At 61.0% G+C, this 23,589-nt stretch carries 20 protein-coding genes; 12 read left to right on the top strand and 8 right to left on the bottom strand.

Features of this window, described 5'->3' with window-relative positions; genetic code table 11:
• Positions 1-51: 51 nt before the first annotated feature.
• Together CKW32_RS03500 and CKW32_RS03495 are read right to left on the bottom strand one after the other, a co-directional pair.
• Positions 52-366, bottom strand: a complete 315-nt coding sequence (locus tag CKW32_RS03500; protein ID WP_095184047.1) for an amidase — start codon at positions 364-366, stop codon at positions 52-54.
• Complete coding sequence (locus tag CKW32_RS03495; protein ID WP_095184046.1) at positions 363-1,436, bottom strand: serine hydrolase; 1,074 nt, start codon at positions 1,434-1,436, stop codon at positions 363-365. Before CKW32_RS03495 ends, CKW32_RS03500 begins: the two co-directional genes overlap by 4 nt.
• A gap of 184 nt (positions 1,437-1,620) precedes the next feature.
• Between CKW32_RS03495 and olsB the strand changes: the two genes are divergently transcribed.
• The gene (olsB, locus tag CKW32_RS03490; protein ID WP_032888332.1) at positions 1,621-2,376 is read left to right on the top strand and encodes an L-ornithine N(alpha)-acyltransferase; all 756 of its coding nucleotides are present in this window, start codon (positions 1,621-1,623) and stop codon (positions 2,374-2,376) included.
• Complete coding sequence (locus tag CKW32_RS03485) at positions 2,376-3,167, top strand: lysophospholipid acyltransferase family protein (RefSeq protein WP_032888334.1); 792 nt, start codon at positions 2,376-2,378, stop codon at positions 3,165-3,167. Before olsB ends, CKW32_RS03485 begins: the two co-directional genes overlap by 1 nt.
• A gap of 114 nt (positions 3,168-3,281) precedes the next feature.
• On the opposite strand, the gene CKW32_RS03480 is transcribed toward CKW32_RS03485, so the two are convergent.
• Complete coding sequence (locus CKW32_RS03480) at positions 3,282-3,866, bottom strand: ACP phosphodiesterase (RefSeq protein WP_095184045.1); 585 nt, start codon at positions 3,864-3,866, stop codon at positions 3,282-3,284.
• A gap of 154 nt (positions 3,867-4,020) precedes the next feature.
• Here CKW32_RS03480 and CKW32_RS03475 point away from each other — a divergent pair, with 154 nt between their 5' ends.
• Genes CKW32_RS03475 through CKW32_RS03465 form a run of 3 tightly spaced genes read left to right on the top strand, consistent with a single transcriptional unit; the run spans position 4,021 to position 6,611 of the window.
• A complete protein-coding gene (locus CKW32_RS03475) occupies positions 4,021-4,347 on the top strand; it encodes a helix-turn-helix transcriptional regulator (RefSeq protein ID WP_012722694.1) in 327 nt (108 codons plus the stop codon).
• Positions 4,348-4,360: 13 nt separating this feature from the next.
• Positions 4,361-5,527 (top strand): MFS transporter, encoded by a 1,167-nt coding sequence (locus CKW32_RS03470; RefSeq protein WP_095184044.1) that lies wholly within the window; start codon positions 4,361-4,363, stop codon positions 5,525-5,527.
• 28 nt (positions 5,528-5,555) lie between these two features.
• Positions 5,556-6,611, top strand: a complete 1,056-nt coding sequence (locus tag CKW32_RS03465; RefSeq protein WP_032888343.1) for an alkene reductase — start codon at positions 5,556-5,558, stop codon at positions 6,609-6,611.
• A gap of 306 nt (positions 6,612-6,917) precedes the next feature.
• Here the strand turns inward: CKW32_RS03465 and CKW32_RS03460 are convergent, their stop codons facing one another.
• Positions 6,918-7,550 carry a TetR family transcriptional regulator gene (locus tag CKW32_RS03460; RefSeq protein WP_032888346.1) on the bottom strand — a complete coding sequence of 211 codons (633 nt, stop codon included), beginning with the start codon at positions 7,548-7,550 and terminating at the stop codon, positions 6,918-6,920.
• A gap of 286 nt (positions 7,551-7,836) precedes the next feature.
• On the opposite strand from CKW32_RS03460, the gene CKW32_RS03455 reads away from it, so the two are divergent.
• The 7 genes from CKW32_RS03455 (at position 7,837) to CKW32_RS03425 (ending at position 19,484) form a co-directional block, all read left to right on the top strand.
• A complete protein-coding gene (locus CKW32_RS03455; RefSeq protein WP_032888349.1) occupies positions 7,837-8,985 on the top strand; it encodes an efflux RND transporter periplasmic adaptor subunit in 1,149 nt (382 codons plus the stop codon).
• A 3-nt stretch (positions 8,986-8,988) separates the two neighbouring features.
• Positions 8,989-12,150 (top strand): efflux RND transporter permease subunit, encoded by a 3,162-nt coding sequence (locus tag CKW32_RS03450; RefSeq protein ID WP_032888352.1) that lies wholly within the window; start codon positions 8,989-8,991, stop codon positions 12,148-12,150.
• Positions 12,147-13,604, top strand: coding sequence for an AdeC/AdeK/OprM family multidrug efflux complex outer membrane factor (adeC, locus tag CKW32_RS03445; RefSeq protein ID WP_095184043.1), 1,458 nt, complete (start codon positions 12,147-12,149; stop codon positions 13,602-13,604). The genes CKW32_RS03450 and adeC overlap by 4 nt, the downstream gene beginning before the upstream one ends.
• 176 nt (positions 13,605-13,780) lie before the next feature.
• A complete protein-coding gene (locus CKW32_RS03440; protein ID WP_095184042.1) occupies positions 13,781-15,478 on the top strand; it encodes a molecular chaperone HscC in 1,698 nt (565 codons plus the stop codon).
• A gap of 10 nt (positions 15,479-15,488) precedes the next feature.
• Positions 15,489-17,096: a J domain-containing protein gene (locus CKW32_RS03435; RefSeq protein ID WP_095184320.1), complete on the top strand. Its 1,608-nt coding sequence runs from the start codon at positions 15,489-15,491 to the stop codon at positions 17,094-17,096.
• Positions 17,097-17,249: 153 nt separating this feature from the next.
• Complete coding sequence (locus CKW32_RS03430) at positions 17,250-18,500, top strand: OprD family porin (RefSeq protein WP_032891878.1); 1,251 nt, start codon at positions 17,250-17,252, stop codon at positions 18,498-18,500.
• Positions 18,501-18,584: 84 nt separating this feature from the next.
• Positions 18,585-19,484 (top strand): polysaccharide deacetylase family protein, encoded by a 900-nt coding sequence (locus tag CKW32_RS03425; protein ID WP_095184041.1) that lies wholly within the window; start codon positions 18,585-18,587, stop codon positions 19,482-19,484.
• Between the two features lie 133 nt (positions 19,485-19,617).
• Here the strand turns inward: CKW32_RS03425 and pcaC are convergent, their stop codons facing one another.
• From pcaC to CKW32_RS03405, 4 genes are read right to left on the bottom strand one after another with little or no spacing between them, the layout of a single operon-like run.
• Positions 19,618-20,016 carry a 4-carboxymuconolactone decarboxylase gene (gene pcaC / locus CKW32_RS03420; protein ID WP_032891541.1) on the bottom strand — a complete coding sequence of 133 codons (399 nt, stop codon included), beginning with the start codon at positions 20,014-20,016 and terminating at the stop codon, positions 19,618-19,620.
• Between the two features lie 10 nt (positions 20,017-20,026).
• Positions 20,027-20,818, bottom strand: a complete 792-nt coding sequence (pcaD, locus tag CKW32_RS03415; RefSeq protein WP_032891542.1) for a 3-oxoadipate enol-lactonase — start codon at positions 20,816-20,818, stop codon at positions 20,027-20,029.
• A gap of 10 nt (positions 20,819-20,828) precedes the next feature.
• Positions 20,829-22,193: a 3-carboxy-cis,cis-muconate cycloisomerase gene (locus tag CKW32_RS03410; protein WP_095184040.1), complete on the bottom strand. Its 1,365-nt coding sequence runs from the start codon at positions 22,191-22,193 to the stop codon at positions 20,829-20,831.
• A gap of 10 nt (positions 22,194-22,203) precedes the next feature.
• On the bottom strand, positions 22,204-23,499 hold the full coding sequence (locus tag CKW32_RS03405) for an MFS family transporter (protein WP_032891544.1): 1,296 nt from the start codon (positions 23,497-23,499) through the stop codon (positions 22,204-22,206).
• Between the last annotated feature and the right edge of the window lie 90 nt (positions 23,500-23,589).

Raw genomic sequence — 23,589 nt, 5'->3', positions numbered from 1 at the left:
CTTAAGCGCAATGTCACAAGCGGCGCAAATCCAATGTGGAAGCGAGACGGGTCAAGGACTCAGGCGACAGCCCTGGCGGTCGCCGAACCAGCGTGCACGGTGCGTACGCCCCAACCCGCTCGCCGTCACTTCACTGCGCTCCGGGTTATCACTGAACGCACTGGTGGGCACGTACTGCTTCACATATCCCCGGCAATAGTCGGCTGGATTGTTCGCCACATACCGGCACGAGCAATACTCCTTGGCGGTATACGCCGCAATGATGTCGGGGAAGGCTTGCAGGTTAACGCGCTCGTGCCAGATCCAACCCAGCAGGCCCAGGACCAACAGTAAAAAGACACTGGTAAACGGCCGACGACGGATCATGGTTGCACCGCCGCAAGCACGCGTTTGAGCAGTTCGTTGTGGCGGTAGCTGCCGTCGCGATCGTCGCCGTAACGCACGATCACCAGGTGTTCGGTGGGCATCACGTACAGCGCCTGGCCCCAATGGCCGAGGGCGGCGAAGGTGTCGGCGGGGGCGTCGGGCCAGGGTCGTGGGGTGCCCTGGTTCAGCCACCAATGACCGCCAGGGACGGCTTCGTCCTGGCCGGCCTTGTATTTGTCGAAGGGCTGGCGGTTGAAAGCCACCCAGTCTTCAGGCAGCAATTGTTGCTCGCCCCAGCGACCGTCCCGCGCCATCAGCAAACCGACGCGGGCCAAATCGCGCGCGGTCAGGTAGGCATAGGACGAGGCGACGAAGGTTTCATCGGCATCGGTTTCCCACGTGGCGTTGCGAATGCCCAGCGGCTTGAACAGCGCATCCCACGGGTAACTCATATAAGCCTTGTGACCCAGCATGCCTTTGAGCGCGGCGGACAAAATATTGCTGTCGCCGCTGGAATAGCGGAAGACCTGACCCGGTGCACTGAAGGATTCGGTATTGGCGGCGAACTCAGCCATATCGGCACGGCCACGGGTATAGAGCATCGCCACCACCGAGGATTTCAGCGGGGCGTATTCGTAGTCTTCCTGCCAGTCCAGGCCCGAGGCCCAGTGCAGCAGGTCGGCCATGGTCACCGTGGGATGTTGCTTCATCGGCGGGTAGAAGCGCGCCACCGGGTCAGTCAGTTTGAATCGATTATCGCCATAGGCGACGCCCAGAACGGTGGCCATCAGGCTCTTGCTGATGGACCAGGTCAGGTGCGGCGTGTCGGCGGTGGTGGGGGCGGCGTAGCGTTCATAGATGATCTGGCCGTCGCGGATTACCAGCAGCGCATCGGTGCGAACGCCTTGGCGAGTGGCATCGTCACGCGGCGGGAACGCGTAGGCATCCAGGGCTTGGGTGGCGGGCCCGGCGAGCGGCGTGCCCTTGGCCCAGTCCTTGTCGGGCCAGGTGTCGGCGCGGGCGGTAACGGTGGCAAACAGCAGGGCAACGCACAGCAGGCCTCTGACCATGGACACAGACTCAAGGGGGCATTCAAGCCCGCGAGCCTAGCCGAGGGTGATGACAGATTTGCGACAAAGGGGCTGTCATCCAAGCGTCACCATAACTTCATGGAGATGACACCGAGCCTACATAGCCTGAGTTTGGACAAACAAGTCGACCGGCCGGAACGTGGCTGGCACTCGGAGATTCGCCATGACTCAGATCGCCCGCATCAGCGACACCGGCAATGAACGCCGTCTGCAAGCCGAACGCCTGGTTGGCGCACAAGCGTTGCAGGAAGCCCAGGCCCTGCGGTTCAACGTATTCAGCGGCGAGTTCAACGCCAAGCTGAAAGGCGCGGAACTGGGTCTGGACATGGATGACTATGATGTTCACTGCAGCCACATCGGCGTGCGGGATTTGAACAGCGGACGACTCGTCGCCACCACCCGTTTGCTCGACCACCAGGCTGCCAGCACCTTGGGCCGGTTCTACAGCGAAGAAGAATTCAGCCTGCACGGCTTGCTGCACCTGCAAGGCCCAATCCTGGAAATCGGCCGCACCTGCGTCGACCCGGCCTACCGTAACGGAGGCACCATCGCTGTGCTGTGGGGCGAGTTGGCTGAAGTCCTCAACCAAGGCGGCTATAGCTATTTGATGGGCTGCGCGAGCATCCCGATGCACGACGGCGGCATCCAGGCCCACGCAATCATGCAGCGCCTGCGCGAACGCTACCTGTGCAACGAACACCTGCGCGCCGAACCGAAAAAACCGCTGCCGGCGCTGGACCTGCCGACCAACGTAATCGCGGAGATGCCTCCGCTGCTCAAGGCCTACATGCGCCTGGGTGCAAAGATCTGCGGCGAGCCGTGCTGGGATGAAGATTTCCAGGTGGCCGACGTGTTCATCCTGCTCAAGCGCGATGAGTTGTGCCCGCGTTATGCGCGCCACTTCAAGGCGGCCATGTGATGAGCCGCCTGCGCGTGTACGGGCGCATTGCCCGCGTGCTGGTGGTCGTGGCGCTGGGTTTAAGCATGGCCAGTGTGTTTGGTGTGTTCGAGCGCTTGGGCATCGCCAACTCCATGGTGCGGCGCCAGCGTTGGTCGCGATTCTTTATGGCGCGGCTGACCAACGCCCTGCCCTTTCGCGTGACCGTGCACGGTGAGTTGCCGACGCAGCCGATGCTGTGGGTGAGCAATCACGTGTCCTGGACCGATATTCCGTTGCTGGGCGCGGTGGCGCCGATGTCGTTCCTGTCCAAGGCGGAAGTGCGCACTTGGCCGGTGGCGGGATGGTTGGCAGCCAAGGCCGGTAGCCTGTTTATCCGTCGTGGTTCGGGCGACAGCCAGTTGATCCGCAAGCAGATGACCCGTCACCTGGAACAACAGCATCCGTTGCTGATGTTCCCCGAAGGCACCACCACCGACGGGCGCAGCCTGCGTACCTTCCACGGACGCTTGCTGGCCAGTGCGATTGATGCGGACGTGGCGCTTCAACCGGTGGCGATTCGTTATCTGCGCGATGGGCAAGTGGACCCATTGGCACCGTTTATTGGCGATGATGATTTGCTGTCGCACCTGATGCGCTTGTTCGGCAATGATCAGGGCGATGTGGAGATCCATGTGCTCAAGCCGATTGCCTGCGCCGGGCAGGAACGCGCGGCGCTGGCGCATCAGGCGCAGCAGGCGGTGCAGAGGGCGTTGTTTGGGCCAGTGCCGGAGACTGAACAAGTAGCGACGCGACCAGCCTTTGCCGCGTGATATGAGCCAGACACTGTTCCAAATGTGGGAGGGGGCTTGCTCCCGATAGCAGTGGATCAGCCAGCATCAGTGGTGGCTGGCACACCGTAATCGGGAGCAAGCCCCCTCCCACATTTAGCTTTGTGTTGTCAGGTGGTTATGCGCGAAGGCTTGCAGTTCGGGGTAGAAGATCCGGAAGTCTTCACTCAACGGCTCATACAACTCACGCAATTCCTGCATCGCAAACCCTAATTCCTGGGGTTGTGTCAGCCGTCGCGAAATCCCCCGCAACACCTGCTCCATCACTGCAAACTCGCGGTACGACCCCAACCAATCATCCGCGGCCATATACGGCGCAATCTGCGCCAAGCGTCCCGGTAACTGCGGTTCGGCCGCCAATACGCGGTACACCTGCGAGGTGAAGTGGTCCAGGGGCTGGTCGGCGTAAAGCGCCCAGTCCCGCGCCAGGCAGTGATCGAAAAACACGTCGAGGACGATTCCCGCATAACGCCTGCGGGTGAGGCTGAAACGCGACAACGCCTCTCCCACCCGCGGGTGACTGTCGGTGAAGCGGTCGATGGAGCGATGCAGCTGGATCGCCGTTTCGATGGGCGGGCTGAACTGGCCCTGCAGGCGACCTTTGACGAAATCGCCATAGAGACTGCCCAGCAGTTGTGCAGGAAGTTGGCCGCCCAGATGCAGATGTGCGAGATAATTCATGGCGCGCAGTCTAGCACTGCCGTCAACGTATCGTTATAACCCGATATACCGATTTGGGCTGAGTTAAGACCAAAATCATATTGGTATATCGGGATATAACGATTTATGGTTCGCCTCATCGCGATATAACGCTTTACGACACTGAGCACCTGCCATGTCCATCGACCTCGACGAAATAATAAAAGCCCTGGCGCACCCAGTACGACGAGACATCCTCACCTGGCTCAAAGACCCGAAAGTGCAATTCCCCGAGCAACTGCACAACCACGAATACGGCATCTGTGCCGGTCAGATCGACCAACGCTGCGGCTTGTCCCAGTCGACCGTGTCGGCCCACCTGGCCACCTTGCAACGGGCGGGTTTGATCAGCAGCCAGAAGGCCGGGCAGTGGCACTTCTTCAAACGCAACGAGGAAACCATCCAGGCCTTCCTTGCGGCGCTCACCACAGAACTCAGCGCTGACGACAACGCAGCGCTGTAACAAGGAAACCCAAATGCCCCTCTCGCTACTCATACTGGCCCTGAGCGCCTTCGCCATCGGCACCACCGAGTTCGTCATCATGGGCCTGTTGCCCGATGTGGCGGCAGACCTCGGCGTGTCGATCCCCGGCGCCGGCTGGCTGGTCACCGGTTATGCCTTGGGCGTGGCCATTGGCGCGCCCTTCATGGCACTGGCCACCGCCAAGCTGCCGCGCAAGGCCGCACTGGTAGCGTTGATGGGCATCTTTATTGTCGGCAACCTGCTCTGCGCCCTGGCCAGCGACTACAACGTGCTGATGTTTGCCCGCGTGGTTACCGCGCTATGCCATGGCGCGTTCTTCGGGATCGGCTCGGTGGTGGCGGCCAACCTGGTGCCAGCCAACAAACGCGCTTCGGCCGTGGCATTGATGTTCACTGGTTTGACCCTCGCCAACGTACTCGGCGTGCCGCTGGGCACCGCGCTGGGCCAGGAAGCCGGCTGGCGCTCGACCTTCTGGGCGGTGACGGTGATTGGTGTGGTGGCGTTGATCGGCCTGATCCGCTTCCTGCCAGCCAAGCGTGACGAAGAAAAACTCGACATGCGCGCCGAACTGGCCGCCCTCAAAGGTGCCGGCATCTGGTTGTCGCTGAGCATGACTGCGCTGTTCGCCGCATCGATGTTCACCCTCTTCACCTACGTTGCGCCGCTGCTCGGCGATGTCACCGGCGTGACACCCAAAGGCGTGACCTGGACCCTGCTGTTGATCGGCCTGGGCCTCACCGTGGGCAACATCATCGGCGGCAAACTGGCCGACAAACGCCTGGCCGCAACCTTGATCGGCGTGTTTATCAGCATGGCGGTGGTATCCACCGCACTGACCTGGACAAGCGTCGCGGTGATCCCGACTGAAATCACGCTGTTCCTCTGGGCTACCGCGTCGTTTGCCGCTGTCCCTGCGTTGCAGATCAACGTGGTGACCTTCGGCAAGGCCGCACCGAACCTGGTGTCCACCTTGAACATCGGCGCCTTCAACATCGGCAACGCCCTCGGCGCCTGGGTCGGCGGCAGCGTGATCGCCCACGGCTTCGGCCTGACCAGCGTGCCTCTGGCGGCAGCGGCCCTGGCGATCCTGGCGCTGCTGGTGACCCTGATTACTTTCCGTCAGGGCGGCGATGCCGACCTGGCCCCTGCGACCAACTGATCAACTTCAAAGAGAAGGGTGTTTTCCCATGACGACTATTTTCGATCCGATCACACTGGGCGACCTGGAACTGTCGAACCGCATCATCATGGCGCCGCTGACCCGCTGCCGCGCTGATGAAGGCCGCGTACCCAACGCACTGATGGCTGAGTACTACGTGCAACGTGCGTCCGCCGGGCTGATCCTCAGTGAAGCCACCTCCGTGACCCCGCTGGGCGTGGGCTACCCGGACACCCCAGGCATCTGGTCCAACGACCAAGTGCGCGGCTGGGCCAACGTGACCAAGGCGATTCACGGCGCGGGCGGCAAGATCTTCCTGCAACTGTGGCATGTGGGTCGTATCTCCCATGAGTCGTACCTGAACGGCGAAACCCCGGTGGCGCCGAGTGCGATCCAGCCAAAAGGCCACGTCAGCCTGGTTCGCCCACTGGCCGACTACCCTACCCCGCGCGCCCTGGAAACAGCTGAAATCGCCGACATCATCGACGCCTACCGCACCGGTGCCGAAAACGCCAAGGCCGCTGGTTTTGACGGCGTGGAAATCCACGGCGCCAACGGCTACCTGCTCGACCAGTTCCTGCAAAGCAGCACCAACCAGCGCACCGATAACTACGGCGGCTCCCTGGAAAACCGTGCACGCCTGCTGCTGGAAGTGACCGACGCAGCCATCGAAGTCTGGGGCGCCGGGCGTGTGGGTGTGCATTTGGCACCGCGTGCCGACTCCCACGACATGGGCGACGATAACCTCGCGGAAACCTTCACCTACGTCGCCAGCGAACTGGGCAAACGTGGCATCGCCTTCATCTGCTCCCGTGAAAAAGAAGGCGCGGACAGCCTCGGCCCACAACTGAAAAAAGCGTTCGGCGGCGTATACATCGCCAACGAACGCTTTACCAAAGACAGCGCCAATGCCTGGCTGGCCGAGGGCAAAGCGGATGCGGTGGCTTGGGGCGTACCATTCATTGCCAACCCGGATCTGCCAGCACGTCTGAAGGCCGATGCGCCGCTCAACGAAGCACACCCGGAAACCTTCTACGGCAAGGGCCCGGTGGGTTACATCGACTACCCGACCCTGCCGCTTTAATCGGCCGAAACCTAAAACCAAATGAGAAAGGGGGCTTGCCCCCGATGGCGGTGCGTCAGTCACTGTATGTGTTGACTGAACCACTGCCATCGGGGGCAAGCCCCCTTTCACGTTGTTGGCGGCCTACAGGTTCTGGCTACATTGCTTCACAGAACCGCAACAAAATCCCTACAAAATACTTAGGCGGCTACCTATCAACCGCCCACCAGCCCGTATATAAAGTCATCCCACCAATCAGGCAGAAGGACGATTGACCGTCCTTAAGCTTTACTGTTGACACAACCTGATGCAATTACGCATTTTGTTTCAATTGCGCAGGCTCGGGCTCAGACGCAGCATGTCTAGCCCTGCATCTACCCAGCGCTCGGCTTCCTGATGCAATTGGAAGCTGTCGGGGACCAACAGCCACTGGCCAATCAGCCCGTTGATGTAGGCATGCATGCAAACAGCACCGCGGGTGGTATCGAGGTTTTCCGGAAGTTGCCCGCGATGGACCGCATTACGCAGAGTCAGGCCGATGCGCAGATTGCATTCCAGACTGTGGGTCTGGCGCTGGCGGCGCATGTCGCACATTTCATCGGTGAATTCGCACTTATGAAACAGAATCTCATTGATGCGGCGGGTTTTCGGGTCCAGGGCCACTTGATGAAACAGATGAATCAGCAGCTTGCGCATGCACCCCAGTGGATCGAGTTCGTCCTCGCTCTCACTGGCCCTGGCCAATTCGTCCAGCGGCTCATGCAAAGTGTCGAGCAGCGCCTGCAACAGGTCGGACTTATTGCTGAAGTGCCAGTAAATCGCGCCCCGCGTCACGCCGGCCAACGCGGCGATGTCCGCCAGCGTCGTACGCGCGACGCCACGATCGTAAAAGGCTTGCTCGGCGGCTTGAAGAATTTGGCTGCGCGTTTCCTGAGCTTCCTCTTTAGTGCGACGAACCATGGCAGTAGAACCTCAATCAGGACACTTGAGACTATCGTTAACGCAACGTTAATAGACGCGAACGATCATCTGAATATTTGTGGGACGACACCGTCATGGGTGTCGAACGTAATGGAATCGAGGCTTCGGGTGTTGCTTTGTCAACATTGCGCGAAGCCTGTCAAGAGTTTACAAACAACCATGAACGTAAGTATATTGCGTAGCAAGCTACTTATCTACTCACAGCCTGTTTTTTACCCTTCCACCCTTCTTGTGCGCACCCTGCGCGCCTGACCCGAGGATCTTCATGCAACTTAAGCCAGCTGTTACCGCTCTGGTCACTGCCGTCGCCCTGGCATCGCTGCTCAGCGGATGTAAAAAGGAAGAAGCGGCTCCGCCCGCTCAAATCCCTCAGGTCGGCGTGGTCACCCTTCAACCGCAAGCCTTTACTCTGACATCCGAGCTACCAGGCCGCACCACCGCCTACCGCATCGCGGAAGTTCGCCCTCAGGTCAACGGCATTATCCTCAAGCGTCTGTACAAAGAAGGCGCCGACGTGAAGGAAGGCCAGCAGCTGTATCAGATCGATCCGTCGGTCTATGAGGCCACCCTGAAAAGCGCACAAGCCACGCTGACCCAGACCAAGTCCATCACCGATCGCTACAAGCAGTTGGTTGATGAACAAGCCGTCAGCCGTCAGGAATACGACACCGCCGTCGCGAACCGCATGACTGCCGAAGCAAACGTTCAAACCGCCCAGATCAATGTGCGCTACACCAAGGTGTACGCGCCGATTTCCGGGCGTATCGGCCGTTCTGCCGTCACCGAAGGCGCGCTGGTCAGCAATGGCCAGGCCGATGCGATGGCCGTGATTCAGCAACTGGACCCGATCTACGTCGACGTCACACAGTCGTCGGCTGAAATGCTGAAACTGCGCCGCGACCTGGAGAGCGGTCAGCTGGAAAAAGCCGGTGCGAATGCCGCCAAGGTCAAGTTGACCCTGGAAGACGGCAGCGATTACGGCCAGGACGGCAAGCTGGAGTTCTCCGAAGTCTCGGTCGACCAGACCACCGGCTCGGTCACCCTGCGCGCCGTGTTCCCTAACCCTGACCACACCCTGCTGCCGGGCATGTTCGTACACGCCCAATTGCAAGCCGGTGTGAACAGCAAGGCCATCCTGGCACCGCAGCAAGGCGTGACCCGTGATCTCAGGGGTATTCCAACAGCGCTGATCGTCAACGCCGACAACAAGGTCGAGCAGCGTGAACTGGTGGCCAACCGCACCGCCGGCGCCTACTGGCTGGTGGAAAAAGGCCTGAACGCCGGGGACCGCCTGATCACCGAAGGGCTGCAGTACGTCAAGCCGGGCGCTGAGGTCAAGGTCAAGGACGCTGACAACGCCAAGCCCGCAGGTTCCGCTGCTGCTCCTGCTGCCGCTGCTGGCAAAGGGGAGTAATCCATGTCGAAATTTTTTATCGACCGTCCCATTTTCGCCTGGGTAATTGCCCTGGTGATCATGCTGGTCGGGGCACTTTCGATCATGAAGTTGCCCATCAACCAGTATCCGGCCATTGCGCCGACCGCCATTGATATTCAGGTGACCTACCCAGGCGCGTCCGCACAAACCGTGCAGGACACCGTGGTACAGGTCATCGAGCAACAGCTCAACGGTATCGACAACCTGCGTTATGTTTCCTCGGACAGTAACTCCGACGGCAGCATGACGATTACCGTGACGTTCAACCAGGGCACTAACCCGGACATCGCTCAGGTTCAGGTGCAGAACAAGCTGAACCTGGCGACCCCACTGCTGCCACAAGAAGTGCAGCAGCAGGGTATCCGCGTGACCAAGTCGGTGAAGAACTTCCTGATGGTAATCGGTCTGGTGTCGGAAGACGGCAGCATGACCAAGGACGACCTCTCCAACTACATCGTCTCGAACATCCAGGACCCGATTTCACGGACCGCTGGTGTGGGTGACTTCCAGGTGTTCGGTTCGCAGTACGCCATGCGTATATGGCTTGACCCGGCAAAGCTGAACAATTACCAGCTTACGCCGGTGGATGTCAGCACGGCGATTTCCGCACAGAACGTACAGGTGGCTACCGGCCAACTGGGCGGCCTGCCTGCCCTGCCCGGCACCCAGTTGAACGCCACGATCATCGGCAAGACCCGCCTGCAGACGGCCGAGCAGTTCGGCAATATCCTGATGAAGGTCAATACCGATGGTTCACAGGTACGCCTGAAGGATGTCGCCCGTATTGAGCTGGGTGGCCAGAACTACAGCATTGCTGCGCAGTTCAACGGCAAGCCCGCTTCGGGTATGGCGATCAAGCTGGCCTCGGGCGCCAACGCGCTGGACACCGGCAAAGCCATCCGCGCCACTGTGGCGTCGCTCGAACCGTTCTTCCCGCCTGGCATGAAGGCCGTGGTGCCCTATGACACCACGCCTGTAGTGACCGAATCGATCTCCGGTGTCGTCGACACCCTGGTCGAAGCGATCGTGCTGGTGTTCCTGGTGATGTTCCTGTTCCTGCAGAACTTCCGCGCCACCATCATCACCACCATGACGGTGCCGGTGGTATTGCTGGGTACCTTCGGGATCCTGGCCGCGTTTGGCTTCACCATCAACACCCTGACCATGTTCGGCATGATCCTGGCCATCGGCTTGCTGGTGGACGATGCCATCGTGGTGGTCGAAAACGTTGAGCGGGTAATGGCCGAGGAGCACTTATCGCCGAAAGACGCGACGATCAAATCCATGGGCCAGATCCAAGGCGCCCTGGTGGGTATTGCCCTCGTACTGTCGGCGGTACTGTTGCCGATGGCGTTCTTCGGTGGATCCACCGGTGTGATCTACAAACAGTTCTCCATCACCATTGTCTCGGCGATGGCGCTGTCGGTACTGGTTGCCCTGATCTTCACCCCGGCCTTGTGCGCCACCATGCTCAAGCCGATCGACCCCGAGAAGCACGGCCAACCCAAGCGTGGTTTCTTCGGCTGGTTCAACCGCACCTTCGACCGTGGCGTATTGAGCTACGAGCGCGGCGTGGGCAACATGATCAAGCACAAGATCCCGGCGTTCCTGGTGTACGCGCTGATCATCGCCGGCATGATCTGGCTGTTCATGCGCATCCCTGCTGCGTTCCTGCCCGATGAAGACCAGGGCGTGATCTTTGCCCAGGTGCAGACGCCAGTCGGCTCTTCGGCTGAACGGACGCAAAAAGTCATCGACGATATGCGCGCGTTCCTTCTCAACGACAAGGAAGGCGAGCCGGGCGAAGGCAAAGGCGTGAAATCGGTGTTTACCGTGAACGGCTTCAACTTCGCCGGTCGTGGCCAGAGTTCGGGCCTGGCCTTCGTGATGCTCAAACCGTGGGGCGAGCGTGATGCTTCCACCTCGGTATTCGAGATCGCCAAGCGCGCCCAGGGCTACTTCATGCAGACCTTCAAGGACGCCATGGTATTCGCCATCGTTCCGCCGTCTGTACTGGAACTGGGTAACGCCACCGGCTTCGACGTGTTCCTGCAAGACCAAGGCGGTGTCGGCCATGACAAACTGATGGCGGCACGTAACCAGTTCCTGGGTATGGCAGCACAAAGCAAGATCCTGGCAGGTGTGCGCCCTAACGGCGTGAACGATGAGCCGCAGTACGAACTCACCGTTGACGACGAAAGGGCCAGTGCCCAAGGCATCACCCTGTCGAGCATCAACCAGACCCTGGCGATTGCCCTGGGTGGCAGCTACGTCAACGACTTCATCGACCGTGGTCGGGTGAAGAAGGTGTACGTGCAAGGTGAAGCCGCCAGCCGGATGTCCCCGGAAGACCTGAACAAATGGTTCGTGCGCAGCGACTCCGGGAAGATGGTGCCGTTGTCGTCCATCGCCTCGGGCAAGTGGATCTTCGGTTCGCCAAAACTCTCGCGTTACAACGGTGTGGCGGCGATGGAAATCCTCGGTACGCCGGCACCGGGTTACAGTACCGGTGACGCCATGGCCGAAGTCGAACGCATCGCTAAGCAATTGCCAGCGGGCGTGGGCTACGCCTGGACGGGCTTGTCGTATGAAGAACGCCTCTCCGGCTCCCAGGCGCCGGCGTTGTATGCGCTGTCGCTGCTGGTGGTGTTCCTGTGCCTCGCGGCACTGTACGAAAGCTGGTCGATCCCGATCGCAGTGATCCTGGTGGTTCCGCTCGGCGTGGTGGGTGCGTTGATCGCCACCAGCATGCGCGGCTTGTCCAACGACGTGTTCTTCCAGGTGGGCTTGCTGGTGACGGTGGGTCTGGCGGCGAAGAACGCCATCCTGATCGTGGAGTTCGCCAAAGAGCTCCACGAACAAGGCAAAGGCATTGTCGAGTCCGCCATCGAAGCATCGCGTATGCGCTTGCGGCCGATCATCATGACCTCCATGGCGTTCGTCCTCGGCGTACTGCCGCTGGCGATCTCCTCGGGCGCCGGTTCAGGCAGCCAGCACGCGATCGGTACCGGCGTAATTGGCGGTATGATCACGGCCACTGTCCTGGCGATCTTCTGGGTGCCACTGTTCTTTGCAACCGTGTCCGCCGCGGGCGAGCGTAAAAAGACTGAACCTAAGCAAACTCCTAAAGAGGCTGGCCAATGAGCAAGTCGCTACTTTCCCTAGCCGTCACCGCCTTCGTGCTCAGTGGCTGCTCGCTGATACCTGACTACCAGCGCCCCGAAGCGCCGGTGGCGGCACAGTTCCCGCAGGGGCCGGCGTATTCGCCAGCCCAGGCGCCGAACCAAGCCGCTGCCGAGCAGGGCTGGAGGCAGTTTTTCCATGACCCTGCCCTGCAACAGCTGATCAAGACTGCGCTGGAAAACAACCGTGACCTGCGCGTTGCTGCCCTGAACATCGATGCCTATGCCGCGCAGTACCAAATCCAGCGCGCCGATCTGTTCCCGGCCGTATCGGCCACGGGCAGCGGCAGCCGTTCGCGTACGCCGGCCAAGCTGTCGCAGACCGGTGAAGCAACCATCGCCAGCCAGTACTCGGCTGGCTTGGGGATCAGTTCCTACGAGCTGGACCTGTTCGGCCGTGTCCGCAGCCTGAGTGAAGAAGCGCTGCAGAAGTACTTCGCCACCGAAGAAGCGCGGCGCAGCACCCAGATCAGCCTGGTGGCCAGTGTGGCCAATGCCTACCTGACCTGGCAGGCCGACAAGGAACTGCTCAAGCTCACCCAGGACACCCTGGGCGCGTTCGAGCAGAGCTTCAAACTGACCTCGCGCAGCAACGAAGTCGGCGTGGCCTCGGCCCTCGATCTCAGCCAGGCCCGCACGTCGGTGGAAAACGCCCGCGTGCAACTGGCGCGTTATACCCGCCAGGTGGCCCAGGACGAAAACAGCCTGACCCTGCTGCTGGGCACCGGCCTGCCGGCGAATATCGCCAGCAAGCCACTGTCGGATGACCTGCTCAGCGACGTGCCGGCCGGGTTGCCATCGGACCTGCTGCAACGTCGTCCCGACATCGTGCAGGCCGAGTACAACCTCAAGGCGGCCAACGCCAACATCGGCGCTGCCCGTGCAGCGTTCTTCCCGAGCATCACCCTGACGGCCAGTGCGGGCACCGCAAGCCCGACCCTGGGCGGTCTGTTCAAAGGCGGTTCGGGCACCTGGTCGTTTGCACCGCAGATCAACATCCCGATCTTCAACGCTGGTAGCCTGCGCGCAAGCCTGGACTACTCGAAGATCCAGAAAGAGATCAACGTGGCGAACTACGAGAAAGCCATCCAGACCGGCTTCCAGGAAGTCTCCGACGGCCTCGCCGCCCGTGAGACCTACAAGCAGCAACTGGATGCCCAGCGTGGCTTCGTCGGGGCCAACCAGGATTACTACCGCCTGGCTGAGCGTCGCTACCGCATTGGTGTCGACAGCAACCTGACCTTCCTCGACGCACAACGCCAACTGTTCAGTGCCCAGCAATCGCTGATCACCGACCGCCTGGCGCAGCTGACCAGCGAGGTCAACCTGTACAAGGCTCTCGGCGGCGGCTGGAACGAGCAGACGGCGAAGAATGAGCCGTTGAAAGAAGAAGCACCGGCGTTGAAGTTGTTCTGACAATGGCGCTGTAAAAAACCGCTTCCCTCATCGGAAGCGGTTTTTTTATGCCCGCCGTTATTGTGAACGGGCTCACCCCCCTCACCACAGAACATCCTCTCGCCTTGCTTTCCCGACAACCTTTCAGGCTAAAATTGGTCACAGATTCTTACAGACCACAGAGGGAGCTTGTCGTAATGATCGTAGGAATCGACCTGGGAACCACCAACAGCCTCGCGGCCGTCTGGCGTGGGGATGCCGCTGAACTGGTGCCCAATGCCCTTGGCCAGTTGTTGACCCCTAGCGTGGTCGGGCTGGATGATCAAGGCCGTGTCCTGGTAGGCCAGGCCGCCAAGGAGCGCCTGCACACCCACCCGCACCTGACGACTTCGCTGTTCAAGCGCTACATGGGCAGCGCCACTGAAGTGCGTCTGGGTGATCGCTCGTTCCGCCCCGAAGAACTCTCGGCGCTGGTACTCAAGAGCATCAAGGAAGATATCGAACGTACCTACGGCCACCCCGTCACCGAAGCCGTCATCAGCGTGCCCGCCTACTTCAGCGATGGTCAGCGCAAAGCCACGCGCATCGCCGGTGAATTGGCGGGGCTCAATGTTGAAAAACTGATCAACGAACCCACCGCCGCCGCCCTCGCCTACGGCCTGCACCAGCGCGACAAAGAGACGTCATTCCTGGTCTTCGACCTAGGCGGCGGCACCTTTGACGTGTCGATCATCGAACTGTTCGACGGCGTAATGGAAGTACGTGCCAGTGCCGGCGACAACTTCCTCGGTGGCGAAGACTTCGACACCCTGCTGCTGGAATACTTCGTCGACAGCCAGCGTAATGCCGACGGTTTCCCACCCACCAACAGCGTACTGCAGGCCCTGCGCCGCGAAGCCGAACGTGTGCGCAAAGCCCTGGGCCAGGACGACAGCGCCGAGTTCGCTCTGCGGGTCGATGGCCAACAGTGGGTGCAGACCATCACTCAACAGGAAATGGCCAAGCTCTACACACCGCTGCTGGAACGCCTGCGCGCACCGATTGAACGCGCCCTGCGCGATGCACGGATTCGCGTCAGCGACCTCGATGAGATCCTGTTGGTGGGCGGTACCACGCGCATGCCGCTGGTGCGCAAACTCGCCGCCGGATTGTTCGGGCGCTTCCCATCGATCAGCCTCGACCCCGACCAAGTGGTCGCCCACGGCGCCGCGATCCAGGCCGCGCTCAAAGCCCGTTCCGCTGCGCTTGAAGAAGTCGTTCTGACCGACGTGTGCCCCTACACCCTGGGCATCGAAACCTCGAACCAGTACGGCGGCCATATCGAAAGCGGCCATTACCTGCCGTTGATCGAACGCAACAGCAGCGTACCGGTGAGCCGGGTCAAAAGCGTGGTGACGCTGCACGACAACCAGAGCCAGGTGCTGCTGAAGATCTACCAGGGCGAAAGCCGCCTGGTGAAAGACAACATCGAACTGGGCCAACTGGACATCGCGGTACCCAAGCGCAAGGCCGGTGAAGTCTCGCTGGACGTGCGCTTCACCTACGACAACAACGGCCTGCTGGAAGCCCAGGTGAGCATCCCCCTGACCGGCGAGCAGCACTCGCTGGTGATCGAAAACAACCCCGGCGTGCTCAGCCCGCAGGAAATCCAGCAACGCCTGCAAGCCCTGGCGCAGTTGAAAGTTCACCCGCGCGACCAGCAGGTCAACACCGTGCTCACCGCGCGCCTCGAACGGCTCTACCAGGAAAACCTCGGCGAGCTGCGTGAGCAACTCGGCCACTGGGCCGCACAGTTCCAGCAGATACTCGACACCCAGGACGAACGCCGCATCCGCGAGGCCCGCAGCGAACTGACCCGGCAACTTGAGCAGCTCGACAATGGGTTCTGGCGCTGAGGGCACACTCATGGATTGCTGGAGCGTGCTGCAACTGCCGGAAGACGCCGACGAACGTGCCATCAAGCGCAACTATGCGCGGATGCTGAAAAACTGTCGCCCGGATGACGATGCCAAAGGCTTCCAGCGCCTGCGCGAAGCCTATGAACAAGCGCTGAGTGAAGTACGCTGGCGGGCTGATAACGAAGAGGAAGAACACGTCCAGGCGCCCGTGGCCGAAGCGGTCTACGGAAACCTGAATGACCTGACCGAACTGATGGACCTCAGCCCCGTCAGCCCTGCGCCCTTCGAGCCACTCACAACAGCCCCAGCCCAGGCACTGCTCAATGGCCTCAACGCGCGTAACCTTGATGAACGCTGGGCCCAGGCTCAGCGACAGGGCTGCACCGATGCGTTCCAGGCCGGCCTGTTGCGCCATTGCTTCGAAGCACCGGGCGAACGCAGCGCCATCGCCGGTTGGGCCGCGCAACACCTGGAATGGCTGACCCCCTGGCAGCAGGTGGCAATGACGTCCTGGCAATACGAAGCGCTGACCGGCGAGCTGCTGCAAGACTACCGCCGCACCCTGCAGGAACTGCTGGAGCAAAAGGCCGAGCGCGAATTCATCACCCAGCTCACGCAGTACAACGACCAACCCTGGCTGCAGGTGTTCGACCTGCAACAGCAGTGGCAGCGCATCGTCCTGCACCTGTTGCATGACACCCAATGGAGCGTGCCGCTGTTCGAGCGCGTGTGCCAGGCATTCGGTTGGGACGACCAGAAAGGCGTATACCCGGAACCGGCGTGGATGTGGCGCGAATTGGTGTCGCGTTGCGAACAGGAAAGCTTCTACGCCAACCTGCAAGACAAGGCCCGGGACACGACATGGAAATCCGCCGACGCCATGGCGGCGCGCCTGTTGCTCACGCCAATGTCGGCGACGCAACAAAAACAGATGACGCAGAGCTTCGACAGTAATGCCTGGAACGCCTGCCAGCATCTGGCCGAAGTTCTGGCCTGGCGCTACCCGCAGTTGGTTGAGCGGCTTCCCCAGGCCAATGTATTTTTTTGGCGAGAATTCCTCCCCAGGCCGGTCTCCCATCGAAGCTGGATACGGGTATGGGGTGGCCTGGCGCTGGCAGCCGCCTTGGCCGTTTCCCCACATACAAAAATGGATAGGCTCAGCGACGCCGTCATTGTGGTGATACTGACCTTTGCTCCGGCCATTATCGGCATACGTGGCACTCAGTTGTGGGCTGTCTTGACATCACACCTGATCGTCCAGGACCTGTGGCTCAGCAAGCGCCTGCTGCCGTCACGGTTCAACCCTCATCAACACTGGCTGGTGCTGCGCCACGGCATTCCTCAAGTGGGCATGCTGCTGATGTTCGGCTTACTGCTGGGCGTGATGGGCATGCTGACGTACGTGGGAATGATCGGCATACATCTGTTTCACCGCAGGCGTATCGGCAAAGTGAATGAGTATGTCGAGCACTTTTACCCTTGGGTAAGCGGCTTGCATTGGGCGCACTGGAGTCCGCTGCAGGTGGCTTTCCTGGCCGTGATGGCAGCGATCACCCTACTCTGCCAGAGGTACTTGCCAGAGATCCCGTGGACGAGCCTGCTCTACTTCCTCTGAGCCATTGAACCGACGCCTCCCTGGCAAAGGGAGGCCCGGTAACTTGCGTTCGATCATCGCCCACAACCCGCCCGCCCCCGATTGAACCCCTCCCGCACCGCCCCGCACCATGGCCGCCACCTGCACAACCCCAATAACAACAGGTCCAACGCCATGAGCACGTTCCGTCCTCGCCAGCTTTTACTGGCCACCGCTGTCGCCAGCCTTGCCCTTCCCGTCGTCGCCGAAGAACACGGTTTCCTGGAAGACGCCAGCGCCAACCTCAACCTGCGTAATTTCTTTATCAACCGCAATTTCACCAACCCAACCAAAACCCAGGGTGGCGCGCAGGAATGGACGCAGAGTTTCATCCTCGACGCCAAGTCCGGCTTCACCCAAGGCACGGTGGGGTTCGGTGTGGATGTGCTGGGGCTGTACTCGTTGAAGCTTGATGGCGGGCGCGGTACTGGCGGCACGCAGTTGCTGCCGCTGGATCATGACGGCCGGCCGGCGGATGAATTCGGGCGTCTCGGCGTTGCGTTCAAAGCGCGTATTTCGAAGACAGAAGTAAAGGTCGGCGAATGGATGCCTGTGCTACCGATCCTGCGTTCGGATGACGGCCGTTCCCTGCCGCAAACCCTGCGCGGCGGGCAGATAACGTCCAAGGAAATCGACGGCCTGACACTGTACGGCGGCCAGTTCCGCGCCAACAGCCCGCGAGACGACAGCAGCATGTCGGACATGTCGATGGTCGGCAAAACCGCTTTCACTTCGGACCGCTTCAACTTCCAGGGCGGCGAATACGCGTTCAACGACAAACGCACCCAGGTCGGCCTCTGGAATGCCCAGCTCAAGGACATCTATAGCCAACAATACGTCAACCTGACCCACAGCCAGCCACTCGGTGACTGGACCCTGGGCGCCAACCTCGGGTTCTTCTACGGCAAGGATGACGGCAGCGCCCGCGCAGGCGACTTGGACAACAAGACCTGGTCCGGCCTGTTCTCCGCCAAGTACGGCGGCAACACGTTCTATGTCGGCCTGCAAAAACTCACCGGCAACAACGCCTGGATGCGCGTCAACGGCACCAGCGGCGGCACCCTGGCCAACGATAGCTACAACTCCAGCTACGACAACGCTCAGGAAAAATCCTGGCAACTGCGCCACGACTACAACTTCGCCGCCGTCGGTGTGCCGGGGCTGACGCTGATGAACCGCTATATCAGCGGCAGCAACGTACACACAGGCACCATCACTGACGGTAAGGAATGGGGTCGCGAAAGTGAATTGGGCTACACCGTGCAAAGTGGCAGCCTGAAAAACCTGACGATGCGCTGGCGCAATTCGAGCATGCGCCGCGACTACAGCAACAACGAGTTTGACGAAAACCGGTTGATCGTCAGTTACCCGATAAGTCTGCTGTAATCCGGCGCGGCACTTACTGTATCGTGCGCGCCTGCCGCTGCTGATCCGCCCAGCAGCGGCCTCTTTTTCGAGCCCGCGCACACCATGAAATCCTTCGCCATCGCATCCGCCGTGCTGGCCCTGGCCGTGAGCCTCAGTGGCTGCATCGGCGCGCCTATCGCCCTGACGCCCCAGACCGAACAGCGCCTGCAAGCACAGGCGCCGATCCGTTTTCTGCTGACCTTCGATGACGGCCCCAGCGCCTCGGGTTACAACAACCCGAGCCGTTCGGTGGTGGCCGACCTGGCGCACAACCCGGTGTTGCCGGGAATCAAGGCCGTGTTTTTTTTACAGACCGAAGCGGCCCGTTCCGGCGGCAGTTCACGGGGTCGCAAGACCATGGAGCGTGAGTACGCGGGCGGTCATATTCTGGCGTTTCACACGGCCACCGCGTTCCATACCAACCACCGCTGGCTGAACAACGCCGAACTGGATAGCACCCTGGCCCAGGGTTCTGCCGATATCGCCTCGATCACCGGCGCACCACCGGTATTGGTCCGTCCGCCGTTCTGGAACTACGACCGCCGCACCTTCGCCGCCTACCAGCGCCATGGCATGCACGTTCTGCTGACCGACTTGAGCGCCAATGACGGCAAGATCTGGGGTTTCAACGGCAGCCCACGCCGCCGCGCCAACCTGTATCGACAACTGTCGGTCGTGCGCGAACGCATCGCGCTGGGGGAGTTGCCGACAGTGGACGGCGTGATACCGGTGGTGGTGACCTTCCACGACATCAACCGCTACACCGCGCGGCATATGCAGGAATACCTGCAGATCCTGCTGGACAGTGCCCAGGTCACCGGCATGAAGACCGCCGCCGAGCCGTTCTACACCGACCGTGGCGCACTCGAACGGGCAGCGCTGTCACGCACCGTGAAGGCTGTCAGTGAGGAAGTGCATTTACCGGGCGTGTGGAATTGGGTGTGGGACGCCGACTCCCACTGACCTTAAGCCGTGTGAAGAGCAAAAATGTGGGAGGGGGCTTGCTCCCGATGGCGGTGGTGCAGTCTCAATAACGCTGACTGATCCATCGCCATCGGGAGCAAGCCCCCTCCCACATTTCGACCGCATTTCAAATCTACTCTGGTTGCCGGGACTCAACACCCAATTCATCCCACACCGACTCTGCCAGGTGAAAGGTGGCATTCGCCGCCGGGATACCGCAGTAGATCGCGCTCTGCATCAGCACTTCCTTGATCTCGGCACGGGTCACGCCATTGCTGGCAGCCGCGCGCAGATGCAACTTGAGTTCTTCGGCGCGGTTCATGCCGATCAGCATCGCAATCGTGATCAGGCTACGAGTGTGCCGAGGCAGGCCAGGACGGGTCCAGATATCACCCCAGGCGTGGCGGGTGATCATTTCCTGAAACTCGCTGTTGAACTCGGTCAGGGCATTGAGGCTGCGGTCGACATGGGCATCGCCCAGCACTTCGCGGCGTACTTGCAGGCCCTCGGCATAACGTTGTTTCTCTTCCACAAACAGCTCCTCAACGGGCCAGCAAAAATTCAATCACGCGGTCGCTGAATGCAGCGCCGGCCTGAACGTTGGACAGGTGCGCCGCGTAGAACTCAGCGTACTCGGCCCCCTGCACATGATTCTGGATAAAGTGGCTACCGGCCGGCGGTGTGACGGCATCTTCGGTGCCCGCAATCACCAGCGTCGGCACTTTGATCGAGCGCAGTTGCTCACGGAAATCCGCATCACGCACGGCGCCGCAGCTGGCCGCGTAACCTTGGGGTGACGTGGACGCGAGCATGTCAGTGATCTGCTGGGCCTGATGGGGGTTCGCCGCTGCAAAGTCGGCGGTAAACCAGCGTGCAATGGAGGCATCGCGCAAGGCGACCATCGCCGCCGAGCCATCGCGCAACACCATCTCGATGCGTGGGTTCCAGATCTCCAGCGTGCCGATCTTGGCGGCGGTGTTGCACAGCACAAGGCGGTTCAGGCGGCCACCGGCGTGGATGCCGAGCCATTGGCCGATCAAGCCACCCATGGACAGCCCGCAAAAATGCGCACGTTGAATATCCAGTGCGTCCAACAGCGCCAGCACATCACGGCCGAGTTGCTCGATGCTGTAGGGCCCTTCGGTAACCAGGGATTTGCCGTGGCCACGGGTATCGAAACGCAACACGCGAAAATGCTCGGTGAAGGCCTGGATCTGGATGTCCCACATATGCAGGTCGGTGCCCAATGAGTTGGACAGCACCAGTACCGGCGCGTCCACCGGCCCATCCAGTTGGTAATGCAGGTCGCCCTCGGCGAGTTGTACAAATGGCATGGGGGCCTCCTCAGGCAGTCAGTTCAAAATGTTCGGTGACAGCACGCGTGACCCAGGTATGGGCCTGGCCCAGATAGTGGGCAGGGTCGAGCAGTCGATCCAGTTCGGCCGCAGATAACTCAGCGGTGATCTGCGGTTCGTCCGCCAATACCGCGCGCAGATGGCGCCCCTCGGCGACCGCACGCTTGCAGCACTGCTCCAGCAGATGGTGCGCGGTTTCGCGGCCAAGGCGTTGGGCAAGCACAATGCTGACGGCTTCGGCCAGTACCAGGCCTTGGGTCAGGTCGAGGTTCTGCTTCATGCGCTCGGAGTCGACTTCCAACCCTTCGCTCACCAGTAGCGCCTGTTGCAAGGCACCGGACACCAACCGGCAAATCTCCGGCAAGGTTTCCCATTCCGCATGCCACAGTCCCAGGCTGCGCTCGTGCTCCTGGGGCATGGCGCTGAACATCGTCGAGACCAACCCAGGCACGCGCGTAGCCGCACTGATCAGCACCGCAGCGCCTACCGGGTTGCGTTTATGGGGCATGGTGGACGAGCCGCCCTTGCCCGGCGCCGACGGTTCGAACACTTCCGCCGCTTCAGTCTGCATCAACAGGCTGATGTCCCGGCCCAGCTTGCCGAGACTGCCCGCGATCAAACCCAGCACGCTGGCGAACTCCACCAGACGATCTCGCTGAGTGTGCCAGGGCTGTTCGGGCAGGCTCAGTTGTAACTGGGCCGCCAAGGCCTCGGCCACGGGCATCGCCTGTTCACCCAACGCCGCGAGGGTTCCGGAGGCGCCGCCAAATTGCAGCACCAGCAAGCGCGGTTTCAACTCCGCCAAGCGCTGGCGGCTGCGCGTCACAGCGCCCAGCCAACCGGCGATTTTCATCCCCAGCGTGACCGGCGTGGCGTGCTGCAACCAAGTGCGCCCGGCCAACGGCGTCACCGCGTAACGCTGGGCTTGGGCGGCAAGCACATCGCCCAAGCGGGCCAGGTCGGTTTCGATCAACAGCAGTGCACGCCGCAGTTGCAGCACCAGGCCGGTGTCCATCACGTCCTGGCTCGTCGCCCCCAGATGCACGTAGCGCTCGGCGCCGGCATCTCCACTGGCAATCAACTTGCCCAAGGCCTTCACCAATGGAATCGCCGAGTTCCCGGCCGAGGCAATCGCCACGCCGAGGGCGTCCATGTCATACAGCGACGCCAGGCACGCCTGGGCAATTGGTGCGACGACCGACGGCGGGATCAACCCGACCTGAGCTTGCGCCCGGGCCAGGCCGGCTTCGAAATCCAGCATGCCCTGCAAGCGCCCCTCGTCGCAGAACACCTCGGCCATGCTGTCAGCGGTGAAGTAGGCGTCGAACAGTTGGTTGCTCGTGCGCAGTGTCATAACGCGTCCCTTACAAATCGTGGTGCAAGTACTCCGCCTGTTTCGGCAGACGCAAGCTGAACAGGAAGGCCACGGCCATCATGCCGGTGACGTACCAATAAAAAGTGTTTTCCATGCCCATGGATTTGAGTCCCAAGGCCACGTATTCCGCCGAGCCACCGAAGATCGCGTTAGCCACTGCGTAAGCCAGGCCCACCCCCAAGGCACGTACGTGCGGCGGGAACATTTCCGCTTTCACCAGGCCGCTGATCGAGGTGTAGAAACTCACGATAGCCAACGCCAGGGAAATCAGTACAAAGGCCAGGAACGGGCTTGTCACGGTTTTCAGGGTCAGCAGGATCGGCACCGTGCAGAGGGTACCGAGGGCGCCGAACCAGAGCATCGAGTTACGTCGGCCGATCTTGTCCGAGAGCATGCCGAACAGCGGCTGCATGCACATGTACACAAACAGCGCGCCGGTCATGATGTAGCTGGCGGTCTTGGCGTGCATCCCGGCGGTGTTCACCAGGTACTTCTGCATGTAGGTGGTGAAGGTGTAGAAAATCAGCGAGCCGCCCGCGGTGTAGCCCAGCACGGTGATGAAGGCCGCTTTGTGATTGCGAAACAGCGCGGCGACGCTGCCGGCATCCTTGTCCTGGCGGGTTTCCTTGCTGGTGGTTTCCTTGAGGGTGCGCCGCAGCAACAGGGAGATCACCGCCGCAATCGCACCGATCACGAACGGAATCCGCCAGCCCCAGGCACGCAGTTCTTCTTCAGTGAGGATCTGTTGCAGGATCACCACCACCAACACCGCCAGCAGTTGGCCTCCGATCAGGGTGACGTACTGGAACGAGGCGAAGAAGCCGCGCTGGCCTTTGAGTGCGACTTCACTCATGTACGTCGCGGTGGTGCCGTACTCGCCACCCACCGACAAGCCCTGGAACAACCGCGCCACCAGCAGCAATGCCGGGGCCCAGGCGCCGATGTCTTTGTAAGTAGGTAGGAAGGCGATGACCAACGAACCGGCGCACATCATCAGCACCGAAATCATCATCGAATTTTTGCGCCCGTGCTTGTCAGCGACCCGGCCGAACAGCCAGCCGCCGATGGGGCGCATCAGGAACCCGGCGGCGAATACACCGGCGGTGTTGAGCAGTTGCACCGTGGGATCGTCCGACGGGAAAAATGCGGGGGCGAAGTAGATAGCGCAGAAGGCGTAGACGTAGAAGTCGAACCATTCGACCAGGTTGCCGGAGGAGGCACCGACAATCGCAAAGATCCGTTTGCTGCGCTCTTCTCCGGTGTAGTGACTGGTGGCTGTTGTCATGATTTTTTCACTCAGTGGGAACGGTTATAGCCTAGACATACTTTGCAATAACCATGTTCCGCAAGCAGACATTTGGATAGGGATCTCCTG

It is taken from the genome of Pseudomonas sp. Irchel 3H9 (genome assembly GCF_900187495.1).
GTDB classification, from domain to species: Bacteria; Pseudomonadota; Gammaproteobacteria; order Pseudomonadales; family Pseudomonadaceae; genus Aquipseudomonas; species Aquipseudomonas sivasensis.
The sequence above is the reverse complement of the archived record's forward strand: the minus strand, read 5'-3'. Positions and strand labels throughout refer to the sequence as shown.

Bases quoted from the DNA above. Each gene is read 5' to 3' on its own strand.
- CKW32_RS03500 (WP_095184047.1), bottom strand. From the start codon at position 366: ATGATCCGTCGTCGGCCGTTTACCAGTGTCTTTTTACTGTTGGTCCTG.
- CKW32_RS03495 (WP_095184046.1), bottom strand. From the start codon at position 1,436: ATGGTCAGAGGCCTGCTGTGCGTTGCCCTGCTGTTTGCCACCGTTACC.
- olsB (WP_032888332.1), top strand. From the start codon at position 1,621: ATGACTCAGATCGCCCGCATCAGCGACACCGGCAATGAACGCCGTCTG.
- CKW32_RS03485 (WP_032888334.1), top strand. From the start codon at position 2,376: ATGAGCCGCCTGCGCGTGTACGGGCGCATTGCCCGCGTGCTGGTGGTC.
- CKW32_RS03480 (WP_095184045.1), bottom strand. From the start codon at position 3,866: ATGAATTATCTCGCACATCTGCATCTGGGCGGCCAACTTCCTGCACAA.
- CKW32_RS03475 (WP_012722694.1), top strand. From the start codon at position 4,021: ATGTCCATCGACCTCGACGAAATAATAAAAGCCCTGGCGCACCCAGTA.
- CKW32_RS03470 (WP_095184044.1), top strand. From the start codon at position 4,361: ATGCCCCTCTCGCTACTCATACTGGCCCTGAGCGCCTTCGCCATCGGC.
- CKW32_RS03465 (WP_032888343.1), top strand. From the start codon at position 5,556: ATGACGACTATTTTCGATCCGATCACACTGGGCGACCTGGAACTGTCG.
- CKW32_RS03460 (WP_032888346.1), bottom strand. From the start codon at position 7,550: ATGGTTCGTCGCACTAAAGAGGAAGCTCAGGAAACGCGCAGCCAAATT.
- CKW32_RS03455 (WP_032888349.1), top strand. From the start codon at position 7,837: ATGCAACTTAAGCCAGCTGTTACCGCTCTGGTCACTGCCGTCGCCCTG.
- CKW32_RS03450 (WP_032888352.1), top strand. From the start codon at position 8,989: ATGTCGAAATTTTTTATCGACCGTCCCATTTTCGCCTGGGTAATTGCC.
- adeC (WP_095184043.1), top strand. From the start codon at position 12,147: ATGAGCAAGTCGCTACTTTCCCTAGCCGTCACCGCCTTCGTGCTCAGT.
- CKW32_RS03440 (WP_095184042.1), top strand. From the start codon at position 13,781: ATGATCGTAGGAATCGACCTGGGAACCACCAACAGCCTCGCGGCCGTC.
- CKW32_RS03435 (WP_095184320.1), top strand. From the start codon at position 15,489: ATGGATTGCTGGAGCGTGCTGCAACTGCCGGAAGACGCCGACGAACGT.
- CKW32_RS03430 (WP_032891878.1), top strand. From the start codon at position 17,250: ATGAGCACGTTCCGTCCTCGCCAGCTTTTACTGGCCACCGCTGTCGCC.
- CKW32_RS03425 (WP_095184041.1), top strand. From the start codon at position 18,585: ATGAAATCCTTCGCCATCGCATCCGCCGTGCTGGCCCTGGCCGTGAGC.
- pcaD (WP_032891542.1), bottom strand. From the start codon at position 20,818: ATGCCATTTGTACAACTCGCCGAGGGCGACCTGCATTACCAACTGGAT.
- CKW32_RS03410 (WP_095184040.1), bottom strand. From the start codon at position 22,193: ATGACACTGCGCACGAGCAACCAACTGTTCGACGCCTACTTCACCGCT.
- CKW32_RS03405 (WP_032891544.1), bottom strand. From the start codon at position 23,499: ATGACAACAGCCACCAGTCACTACACCGGAGAAGAGCGCAGCAAACGG.